We start from the raw sequence: 9953 nt of genomic DNA on the forward strand, positions 1-9953 counted from the left end.
CCGTGAGCGACGAGAAGCTCCGCTACTTCCTGCGGAAGGTGACGGCGACCCTTCACGAGACGCGCCGGCGGCTGCACGACGCCGAGTCCGCGAGCCGGGAGCCGATCGCCATCGTGGCGATGGGCTGCCGCTTCCCGGGCGGGGTGCGCAGCCCCGAGGACCTGTGGCAGCTCGTGAGCGGCGGGGTCGACGCGATCTCGGACTTCCCCGCCGACCGGCAGTGGGACGAGGACCTCTACCACCCCGACCCCGACCACTTCGGCACGTCCTACACCCGTTCGGCGGGCTTCGTGCACGACGTCGGCGACTTCGACCCGGGGTTCTTCGGGATCAGCCCGCGTGAGGCGCTGGCGATGGACCCGCAGCAGCGGCTGCTGCTGGAGACCGCCTGGGAGACCTTCGAGCGGGCCGGGATCGACCCCACCACGCTGCACGGCAGCAGGACGGGCGTCTTCGTGGGCGCCACCCTCACCGGCTACGGCACCGGGCCCGGACTCCCGCTGCTGCCCGACGAGTTCGAGGGGTACCTGTCGACCGGTACGGCCGCGAGCGTCATGTCGGGCCGGATCTCCTACGTGCTGGGCCTCCAGGGGCCCGCGGTCACCGTGGACACCGCGTGCTCGTCCTCGATGGTGGCGCTGCACCAGGCCGTGCAGGCCCTGCGCAACGGGGACTGCTCGCTGGCGCTGGCCGGCGGCACGACGGTGATGACGACGCCGGCGGTGTTCGTCTGGTCCAGCCGGCAGCGCGGGCTGTCCGAGGACGGCCGGTGCAAGGCGTTCGGCGCGGGCGCGGACGGCATGGGCATGGGCGAGGGCGCCGGGGTGCTGCTGCTGGAGCGGTTGTCGGACGCGCGCCGCAACGGCCACGACGTGCTCGCGGTGGTGCGGGCCAGCGCGGTCAACCAGGACGGCGCGTCCAACGGCCTGACCGCCCCGAGCGGCGCCGCCCAGCAGCGGGTGATCCGCGCGGCCCTGTCCGCGGCCGAGCTGACCGGCGACGACGTGGACGTGGTGGAGGCGCACGGCTCCGGCACGAAGCTCGGCGACCCGATCGAGGCCAGGGCGCTGCTGGCGACCTACGGCCAGGAGCGGTCCGAGGACCACCCGCTGTGGCTGGGCTCGGTGAAGTCGAACATCGGCCACACGCAGGCGGCCGCGGGCGTGGCCGGTGTGATCAAGATGGTGATGGCGCTGCGGCACGGGGTGCTGCCGCGCACGCTGCACGCCGAGGAGCCGTCGCCGCACGTGGACTGGTCGGCCGGGAACGTCCGGCTGCTGACGGAGCCGGTGCCCTGGACGGCGGACGCGCGGCCGCGGCGGGCGGGGGTGTCCTCGTTCGGGATGAGCGGCACCAATGTCCACGCGATCCTTGAGGAGGCGCCGGCCGAGACGCCCGAGGAGGTCCCCGCCCGGACGCTTGCCGGTGCGCCCGCCGACGCGCCCGCAGAGTCGCCCGTCGACGCACCTGCCGAGGTCCCGCAGGGAGGGCGGGACGGCGCGTCGGAGGCCGGGTCGGCCGCCGAGCCCGCCGAGCGCGCCGCCCCGCTGGTGACCGGGGTCGTGCCGTGGGTGCTGTCGTCGCGCGCCGCGGACGGACTGGCCGCGCAGGCGGGCCGGCTGCGGGAGTTCGCGGCGGTCCGGCCCGGTCCCGACGTGCGGGACGTGGCGTGGTCGCTGGCGGCGACGCGCGCGGTGTTCGAGTACCGCGCCGTGGTCCTGGGCGGCACGGACGTCGACGCCGTGCTTGACGGGGGCGGCCCCGCCGCCTCGCTGGGCGCGGGTGTCAGTGCCCTGGCGGACGGCGAAGCGGTGCCTTCGGTGCTCACCGGTGTGGTCGGCGACGCGGGCAAGCGGGTGTTCGTCTTCCCCGGTCAGGGTGCGCAGTGGGTGGGCATGGGACGCGAGCTGCTGGGCTGCTCGCCGGTGTTCGCGGCGCGGTTGGCGGAGTGTGCGGCGGCTCTCGCGCCGTTGGTGGAGTGGTCGTTGGTCGATGTGCTCTTGGGCGTGGAGGGCGCGCCGGGGCTGGAGACCGCGGAGGTCGTCCAGCCGGCGCTGTGGGCGGTGATGGTGTCGCTGGCCGCGCTGTGGGAGGCGGCCGGCGTCGCCCCGGACGCGGTGGTGGGCCACTCGCAGGGCGAGGTGGCTGCCGCGACCGTCGCCGGCATCCTGACGCTGGAGCAGGGCGCGCGCGTGGTGGTGGTGCGCTCGCGCGGGTTGTCCGGGCTGGGCGCCCAGGGCGGCATGGTGTCGGTGGTTATGCCGGAGGCGCGGGTGAGGGCGCTGATGGAGCCGTGGGGCGACCGGCTCGCGGTGGCCGCGGTGAATGGTCCGGCGGCGGTGGTGGTGTCGGGTGAGCCGGAGGCGTTGGAGCAGTTCGAGGCGGAACTCGCCAAGGCCCGCGTGATGCGCTGGCGGGTGCCCGGGACGGACTTCGTCGCGCACTCCGCGGGAGTGCAGTCGCTGGGCGCGGTGCTGGCGGCCGAACTGGGCGGGACGACCGGCACGTCCGGGCGGGTGCCGATGTACTCGACGGCCCTGTCGCGCTGGGTGTCCGGCGGGGAGGTGGACGCGGGCTACTGGTTCGCGAACGTGCGGGAGACCGTACGGTTCGCCGACGCGGTGCGGGCGCTCGCGCGGGAGGAGTTCCACACCTTCATCGAGGTCTCCCCGCACCCGACGCTGGAGGCCGCGGTCGCGGACACCTTCGAGGAAACCGGCATCGCGGTGGTGCCGGTGATCAGCGGCACCACCCACCAGGACTCCAGCGGCGCCGTGCAGGTGCTGTCGGTGATGTCCCGGGCCTGGGCCCGCGGCGTGCCCGTGGACTGGGCGAAGGTGGTCGGCGGCGGGACCCGCGTCGACCTTCCCACGTACGCCTTCCAGCGCCGGCGCTTCTGGCCCGCCGCCGGGACGGCGGCCACGGCGGGCCCGGCCCCGGTCGTCGGCGGTGGCGAGGTGGACGCGGAGTTCTGGGCCGCGGTCGACAGCGGAGACCTCAGCGGTCTGGGCGAGGAGGTCGCCGGCGGCGGTTCGCTCGACGAGGTCGTGCCCGCGCTGGCGGCCTGGCGCCGCCGGGAGGTGGAACGCGCGACCACCGACGGATGGCGCTACCGCCTGACATGGGCCGCCGTGGCCGATCCGGAGCCGGCGGCGCTGACGGGCCGGTGGCTGCTCGTCGTCCCGGAGCACGGCACCGGCGCCGGGTACGCCGCGGCGGTCTCGGACGCGCTGGTGTCCGCCGGGGCCCAGGTGGTCCGGGTCGAGGGCACACCGGACCGGGAGCCGACGGCCGTACGGATCGCCGAGGCGGTCGCGGGCGAGGCCGTCGTCGGCGTCGTCTCCCTGCTGGCGCTCGACGAGGACGCCCGGGCGGACCTGCCGAGCGTTCCCACGGGGCTTGCCGCCACGCTGGCCCTGGTCCAGGCGCTGGGCGACACCGCCGTGACCGGGCCGCTGTGGCTGCTGACCCGCGGCGCGGTCGCTGCGGGCGCCGGCGAGGTGCTCGCCCACCCCGCGCAGGCGGCCGTATGGGGCCTGGGCCGGGTGGTGGCGCTCGAACACGGTGAGCGCTGGGGCGGGCTGGCGGACCTGCCGCAGGAGTTGGACGAGCGCTCCGCGCGGCGCCTGTGCGGCGTGCTGGCCGGCGGCCGCGAGGACCAGGTCGCGATCCGCGGCGCCGGCGTGACGGCCCGGCGGCTCGTGCGGGTCGCACGGTCCAAGGGCGCCGCCGAGCGCTGGCAGGCGCGCGGCACCACGCTGGTGACCGGCGGAACCGGCGCGCTGGCGGCCCGTGTCGCGGGATGGCTGGCCGAACGCGGCGCGCCGCGTGTGGTGCTGGCGAGCCGGTCCGGCGCGACGGCCGACGGCGCCGCCCGGTTGGCGGCGCGGCTCGCGGAGCGCGGCACCGAGGTCGACGTCGTCGCCTGCGACGTCGCACGGCGGGAGCAGACCGCGGGGCTCGTCGCGCGGATCGGTGCGGACGGCCCCGGGCTGGCCGCGGTGGTGCACACCGCCGGCATCCTGGACGACGGACTGCTGGAAAGCCTGGACGCGACCCGCCTGGAGTCGGTGCTGTCGGCGAAGGCGGCCGGCGCGCGGCACCTGCACGAGTTGACGGCCGATGCCGCACTGGACGCGTTCGTGCTGTTCTCCTCCTCGGCGGCCGTCTTCGGCGGCGCCGGACAGGGCAACTACGCCGCCGCCAACGCCTACCTGGACGCACTGGCCGAGCACCGCGCCGGACACGGCCTCGCGGCGCTGTCCGTGGCGTGGGGGCCGTGGGCCGGCGGCGGTGTCGCCGAGGCCAACGAAGCGGTCCGCCAGCGGATGCGCCGCGGGCTGCTCCCGGAGATGGACGCGGAACTCGCGACCGGCACGCTCGATCGCGCGCTCGCCGCAACCCGCGCCGGCACGGGCGGTGGCACAGGCATCGGCACGGGCGGTGGCACGAGCGGCGGGAGCGGTGCCGACCCGCTCACCCCACCCCTCGCCGAACCCCTCGGCGGCAGCCTCACCGGCGCCCGGAGCGCCGATGCCGCGGTCGCCGTGATGGACATCGACTGGCCGCGGTTCGTCGCCAACCCCGGGGCCGACCAGCTCTCCATCGTCCGCGACCTGCCCGAGATCACCGAGCACCGGGCCGCGGCCACCGACCCGGCCCCCGCCGGTCCCGTCGTCGCCGAGGGTGAACTCACCGGCAGGCTCGCCGGGTTGTCCGCCGCCGACCAGGACCGGATGATGACCGACCTGGTCCGGGCCGAGACCGCGGCCGTCCTCGGCCACGCCACGCCCGACCTGCTCGACGCCGGACGCGCCTTCAGCGACCTCGGCCTCGACTCGCTGACCACCCTGGAGACCCGCCAGCGCCTCAGCGCGCTCACCGGCCTGAAACTGCCGGCGACGCTGCTGTTCGACTACCCGACACCCGCGGTGCTCGCCGCCCACCTGCGCAGGGAACTGGTCGGCGACACCGCCGCGACCGACGCGGCCCCCGGCCAGGGCACCGCGGCCGCAAGTGGCCTGCCGCAGACGGCCGTCGGGCCGGTCGACACCGCCGAGCCGCTGGCGATCGTGGCGATGAGCTGCCGCTACCCCGGCGACGTCCGGAGCCCTGACGACCTGTGGCACCTGATCGCCTCCGGCGGTGAGGGCATCTCCTCGCTCCCCGCCGACCGCGGCTGGAACGCCGAGGACCTGTACGACCCGGACCCGGACCGCGAGGGCACCTCCTACGTGCGCGAGGGCGGATTCCTCTACGAGGCGGGCGAGTTCGACGCCGGCTTCTTCGGGATCAGCCCGCGCGAGGCGCTGGCCATGGACCCGCAGCAGCGGCTCGTGCTGGAGACCTCCTGGGAGGCCCTGGAGCGCGCCGGCCTCGACCCGGAGTCACTGCGCGGCAGCCGCACCGGCGTGTTCATCGGCGGCTACTCCTCCGGCTACGGCGTACAACTGGCCCTGAACGGCGCGGGTGAGCTGGAAGGCCACCTGATGACGGGCAACGCGACCAGCGTGCTGTCCGGTCGGCTCTCCTACGTCCTCGGGCTGGAGGGCCCCGCCGCCACCGTGGACACCGCGTGCTCGTCCTCGCTGGTCGCCCTCCACTTCGCCGGCCAGGCACTGCGCTCCGGCGAGTGCTCGCTCGCCTTGGTCGGCGGCATCACCATCATGGCCACGCCCGGCGACTTCGTCTCCTTCTCCCGGCAGCGCGGGCTCGCGCCCGACGGCCGCAGCAAGGCGTTCTCGGCCTCCGCCGACGGCATGGGCATGGCCGAGGGCGTCGGCATGCTGGTGGTGGAGCGGCTGTCGGACGCGCGCCGCAACGGTCACCCGGTGCTCGCCGTCGTGCGCGGCAGCGCCATGAACCAGGACGGCGCGTCCAACGGCCTGACCGCTCCCAACGGCCCGTCCCAACAGCGGGTCATCCGCGCCGCGTTGGCTAGCGCGGGACTGACCGCCGCCGACGTGGACGCGGTCGAGGCCCACGGCACCGGCACCGAACTCGGTGACCCGATCGAGGCGCAGGCGCTGATGGCGGCCTACGGCCAGGGGCGTCCCGAGGGCCGTCCGTTGTGGCTGGGCTCGGTGAAGTCGAACATCGGCCACACGCAGGCCGCCGCGGGCGTCGCGGGCGTGATCAAGATGGTGATGGCCCTGCGGCACGGCGAGTTGCCGCGGTCGCTGTACGCGGACGAACCGTCGCCGCACATCGACTGGTCGGCGGGGAGCGTCCGCCTGCTCAGCGAGCCGCGGGAATGGTCCGCGAACGACGGCCGGCTCCGGCGGGCGGGTGTGTCGTCGTTCGGGATCAGTGGCACGAACGCGCATGTGATCATCGAGGAGGCGCCGTCGGAGGCCGGGGTAGAGGTGGCCGAAACCGCTCCCGGGGTGGTGTCGGGTGTGGTGCCGTGGGTGGTGTCGGGGCGTTCCGAGGGGGCGTTGCGCGCGCAGGCGGGGCGGTTGCGTGAACTGATGGTGGCGAAGGCGGAGTTGGCGGCGCGGGATGTGGCGTGGTCGTTGGCGGTGTCGCGGTCGGTGTTCGCGCATCGTGCGGTGGTGGTGGGAGACGGTGGTCTGGCCGGGTTGGGTGCTGTGGTGGCGGGACAGCCGGCGGCGGGAACCGCTGTGGGTGTGGTGCCGGCGGTGGGTGTGGGTCGTTCGGTGTTCGTGTTTCCGGGTCAGGGTGCGCAGTGGGTGGGGATGGGGCGTGAACTGCTCATGTCCTCAGCGGTGTTCGCGGCGCGGTTCGCGGAGTGTGGTGGGGCGTTGGCGCCTTATGTGGAGTGGTCGTTGGAGGAGGTGCTGGGTGATGCGGTGGCGTTGGAGCGGGTGGATGTGGTGCAGCCGGTGTTGTGGGCGGTGATGGTGTCGTTGGCTGCGGTGTGGGAGGCGGCCGGGGTACGGCCGGATGCGGTGGTGGGGCATTCGCAGGGGGAGATTGCTGCGGCGGTGGTGGCGGGGTTGTTGTCGGTGGAGGACGGTGCGCGGGTGGTGGCGTTGCGTTCGTTGGCGTTGCGGGCGCTGGCGGGCAAGGGCGGCATGGTGTCCGTCGCCCGGTCCGCAGGGGAGGTGAAGGAGCGGATCGCGGAGTTCGGAGATCGGTTGTCGGTGGCGGTGGTGAACAGTGCCGAGGCGACCGTGGTGAGCGGTGATCTGGAGGCGCTGGGGGAGCTGGTCGCCGGGTGTGAGGGCGAGGGGGTGCGGGTGCGGCGGCTTCCGGTGGACTACGCCTCGCACAGCGCGCAGGTGGACGGCCTGCGGCAGGAGATCGTCCGGGCACTCGATGAGGTGGCGCCTTTGGTCGACGGGTCGGGGGTGCCGATGTTGTCGGCGATGTCGGGGGAGTGGCTGGGTGCCGCGGATCTGGGTGCGGGCTACTGGTTCGAGAGTCTGCGGGCGCCGGTGGAGTTCGACCGTGCGGTGCGCACGCTCGCCGAGGCGGGCCACGGGGTGTTCGTGGAGATGTCGGCGCACCCGGTGTTGACCGGTGCGGTGACGGCGACGTTGGAGGACGCCGGTGTGGCTGCTCCGGTCGTGGTGGGGTCGTTGCGGCGTGACGAGGGTGGGCCGGAGCGTCTGTTGACGTCGATGGCCGAGGCGTGGGTGCGGGGTGTCGCGGTGGACTGGGCGGCGGTGATCGGCTCGGGCGAGCGGGTGGACCTGCCGACGTACGCCTTCCAGCACCAGCGCTACTGGCCGGAGGGCACCTCGCCCTTCGTGCCCGCCGGCCCGGCGCGCGAGGGTGCGGGCACGGGCGGCGACGGCACCGGCTCGGCCGCCGAGGCGCGGTTCTGGGCCGCCGTCGAAGGCGGCGACGTCGACACGCTCGCGGACACCCTGGCCGTCGAGGACCGGCACGTGCTCGGGGACATGCTGCCCGCCCTCGCCTCCTGGCGGCGGCGCGAGCAGGAGGGCGCCGTCACCGACTCCTGGCGCTACCGCGTCACCTGGAACCCGATGGCCGACCCCGCCGACCCCGGTGTCCCCGGCCGCTCCGGTACCCTCGCCGGCACCTGGCTCGCGGTACTGCCCGCCCAGGGCGGCGCCCCGGTGGAGGCGGTACTCGGCGCGCTGATCGCGCACGGCGCGCAGGTCGTCACGGTGGAGGCCGGCCCGGGCGACCCGGGCCGCGCCGCCCTTGCCGGGCGCATCGGCGAGCTGTCCCGTGACCGGGACGAACCGTTCGCCGGCGTGCTGTCCCTGCTCGCCTACGACGAGACCCCGCTGCCCGGCTACCCCGCGACCGCGGCCGGCCTGGTCGGCACGCAGACCCTCGTCCAGGCACTCGGCGACGCCGCCGTCCCCGCACCGCTGTGGGTGCTGACCGGAGGAGCGGTCGCCGTCACCGGCGAGACCCTCACCAGCCCGGTCCAGGCGCAGGTCTGGGGCATGGGCCGGGCCGTCGCACTGGAGCACCCGGACCGCTGGGGCGGCCTGGTCGACCTGCCCGCGACGCTCGACGCTCGCGCCGCGCACCGGCTGTGCCTGGTGCTGGCCGGCTGCGGCGAGGACCAGGTCGCCGTGCGGCCCGCCGCGATCCACAACCGGCGGCTGCTGCGCGCGTCCCGTCCGCACCCCCGCGGCCAGGCGTGGACGCCGCGCGGCACCGTGCTGATCACCGGCGGCACCGGCGCCATCGGCGGGCACCTGGCCCGCTGGGCGGCGCAGCGGGAAGCGCCGCGGGTCGCCCTGGCCAGCCGTACCGGCGCCGGCGCGGCGGGCGTGGCCCGGCTCGCCGCGGAACTCGCCGGCTCCGGCGCGACGGCCACCGTCGTGGCCTGGGACGCCGCCGACCGCGCCGACACCGAGGAACTCGTCTCGTGGATCGGGCGCAGCGGCCCGCCGCTGAGCGCCGTCCTGCACACCGCGGGAGCCTCGCAGTCCACGGCCGTCGACGCCACCACCACGGCCGAACTCGCCGAGGTGCTGGCCGCCAAGGCGTCCGGCGCCGCGCACCTCGACGCCGTCACCGCGGACCTCGACCTCGACGCGTTCGTGCTGTTCTCCTCGGCCTCGGCGACCTGGGGCAGCGGCTGGCAGCCCGGCTACGCGGCCGCCAACGCCTACCTCGACGCCCTCGCCGAGCACCGCAGGGCCCGCGGACTCGCCGCGACCTCCGTGGCCTGGGGCCTGTGGGGCGGCGGCCAGGGCATGAGCGCCGGCGAGAGCGGCGAGCAGGTCGAGCGCCGCGGTCTGCGCTTCATGGACCCGCGGCTGGCCGTGCACGCCCTGGGCCAGGCGCTCGACGGCGACGAGGGCACGGTGACGGTCGCCGACCTGGACTGGGCGCGCTTCGCCCAGACCTTCACCGTGTGGCGGCCGAGCCCGCTCATCGCCGATCTCCCCGAGGTGCGGCGGGCACTCGCCGCGCAGGAGGCCGGCCCCGTCGCGGCCGGCGAGCAGGGCGCCGCCTCCGTGCTGGCCGGCCGGCTCGCCGGGCTGCCCCGCGCCGAACAGGACCACGCTCTGGTCACCCTCGTCCGCGCGGAGGCCGCCGCGGCACTCGGCTTCCCGATGCCCGACGCCGTCGAGGCCGACCGGCCGTTCCGGGACCTCGGATTCGATTCGCTCATCGCGGTCGAACTGCGGAACCGGCTGAACACGGCGACCGGAATGCGCCTGCCCGCGACCCTCGTGTTCGACTACCCCACCCCCGCGGAACTCGCCGCGTACATATGGGAAGAGGAATTCGCGGGCGCGGACGGGCAACCGCGGCTGCTGGAGGAGATCGACCGGCTCGAGTCGATGCTCACCGGCGGCACCGCGGTCGAGGCCACCACCCGCGACCTGGTCGCCAAGCGGCTCCAGGACCTGCTGGCACGGTGGAACCACGTCGACGACGAACAGCCGGCCGCCGCGGACGAACCCGCGCAGGAACGGCTCCAGCACGCAACGGACGACGAGCTCATCCGATTCATCCACAAAGAACTCGGGCGATCCTGAGTCGGCGGCGAG

At 75.3% G+C, this 9953-nt stretch carries 1 protein-coding gene; it reads left to right on the forward strand.

What is annotated here, in order from left to right; all coding sequences use genetic code 11:
- Window positions 1-2: 2 nt before the first annotated feature.
- Window positions 3-9941 (forward strand): type I polyketide synthase, encoded by a 9939-nt coding sequence (locus tag RVR_RS38280; protein ID WP_346731512.1) that lies wholly within the window; start codon window positions 3-5, stop codon window positions 9939-9941.
- Window positions 9942-9953 lie beyond the last annotated feature (12 nt).

It is taken from the genome of Streptomyces sp. SN-593, assembly GCF_016756395.1.
GTDB classification, from domain to species: domain Bacteria; phylum Actinomycetota; class Actinomycetes; order Streptomycetales; family Streptomycetaceae; genus Actinacidiphila; species Actinacidiphila reveromycinica.